The following is a 1,598-nucleotide window of genomic DNA, read 5'->3' as shown; positions in this document are numbered from 1 at the left end:
TATGGCTTTGCGAATTTTTTGTCCAAATTCATAGAGTGTCATCTCATCCCACTCCAAGAGATAAGACATTGCTCTTTATAAAAAATGTCGAAATTTTTCAGGAAAAATTCCTATTCGTAGAGACTATAAGAGTGAAAATGTTTATATGGCGCTGTCTGTTATATACTTGGGGATAATAATATGGGAAAAATTAAGCTGGAAAAAACAAAGCCGATTAAATTTGCATATATTGAGCATGTGGGCAGTTACGGGGAAATACCTTTTAATGAGTACATCCCCCGACTGTATGCTTGGGCAAAGGAAAAGAAGGTACGGCCCGGTTTCAAAACGATAGGCATATTCTATGATTCTCCCGAAAAAACGCCGTCCGAGGAATGCAGAAGTGAGATAGGTATTCCGATTAAAGGAGAAGCAAATCCCGATGAGGAAATCAAGATTAAAGAGCTGCTCTCAATGGAAGTTGCCACTATTAAACACAAGGCGCCTGCAAGTGAATACGGAGAAACATACAAGAAACTCGCCGAATGGATGGAAGAAAATGGCTACGAATGGGCGGGCCCTGCCGTGGAAGTCTATACAAAAAAGCCTAAAGTTGTCGGAAACGAAACGATAATCTATGCCACCGTGCAAGTACCAGTTAAGAAAAAGTAGATGCATAGATCTGAGCACTGGTAATTTTCTACTATTGATTATTATTCTGATTACTTTATTTTATTGGCTGTACTTAGTTGAATAGGGGTGAAAGCCTTCGATGAATATATATATTCTAAAGGCATTGTATATCTTGGAGGCAATAAAATGAAATACGCAAGAGGTGAAAAAAATGAAGAGTCCTAAAATAGGTAAAATGGGAGCAGTAGTTGTTACATTGTTCTTCCTGATTTCAATGGCAATGATACCGATATTTCCTGCAATGTCTGATAACACTACCACCAGTAATAATCATCTGGATACAATCAACTTTCAGGAGCCTTTTGGAGATGAAAACAATGGTGTATGCCAGATGTATGACACTATCTATACCCCTACAGAAGATGTTTCATTGGCAGGCATCCAGAATGATATTGGGTACAACGTAGATGCTGGCGGCAACGTTCTTAAATCACTTCCAATATATGTCGGTGAACCCGTGGATCAAAGTGTTCCAGGAAGAGGGCGTATCGGTACTCTAGATCCTGGCGGTAATGATGAGGATGACTGGTATTCGTTTTCTGTTTGTGAAGGTCAGAGCATCCAGGTGTTGCTAAGCAGTAGCGAAGATTATGACTTTGAGCTTGCGGATACTGGGGCAACTCCCGTTGGTCACAGTTATACCGCTGATGTGAGCGGTACCTATTTCATCCATATTTTTGCCAATGAGGGTGCTGGTACTGGTGATTATACAATCAGTATAACACTTGTCGGACAGAATGATGCTGGAAGTGGAAAGGATGCAGGAAATACAATTGGTACGGCAATGTCAATATCATCTGGCTCTTACTTTGGATATCTCGATGCATATGACTGGGAAGACTGGTACAGTTTTAATGCCAATACAGGCCAGGGAATAAAAGTCACATTGGAATGCCCGAGCAAAACCGATTTTGATGTACATCTGT

Annotated in this window: 2 protein-coding genes; both read left to right on the top strand. The window is 40.5% G+C overall.

Annotated features, from left to right (window positions below; genetic code table 11):
• Positions 1-180: 180 nt before the first annotated feature.
• Positions 181-651: a GyrI-like domain-containing protein gene (locus U9O96_03815; protein ID MEA2054231.1), complete on the top strand. Its 471-nt coding sequence runs from the start codon at positions 181-183 to the stop codon at positions 649-651.
• A 172-nt stretch (positions 652-823) separates the two neighbouring features.
• On the top strand, positions 824-1,598 hold a 775-nt coding region (locus U9O96_03810), incomplete at its 3' end, for a hypothetical protein (GenBank protein MEA2054230.1).

This window comes from Candidatus Thermoplasmatota archaeon (genome assembly GCA_034660695.1).
Lineage (GTDB): Archaea > Thermoplasmatota > E2 > UBA202 > DSCA01 > JAYEJS01.
Note: the sequence above shows the minus strand (reverse complement) of the source record. Positions and strands in the feature narration are given on the sequence as shown.

Excerpts from the sequence above, each read along its gene's own strand:
- U9O96_03815 (MEA2054231.1), top strand. The coding sequence starts at position 181 with ATGGGAAAAATTAAGCTGGAAAAAACAAAGCCGATTAAATTTGCATAT.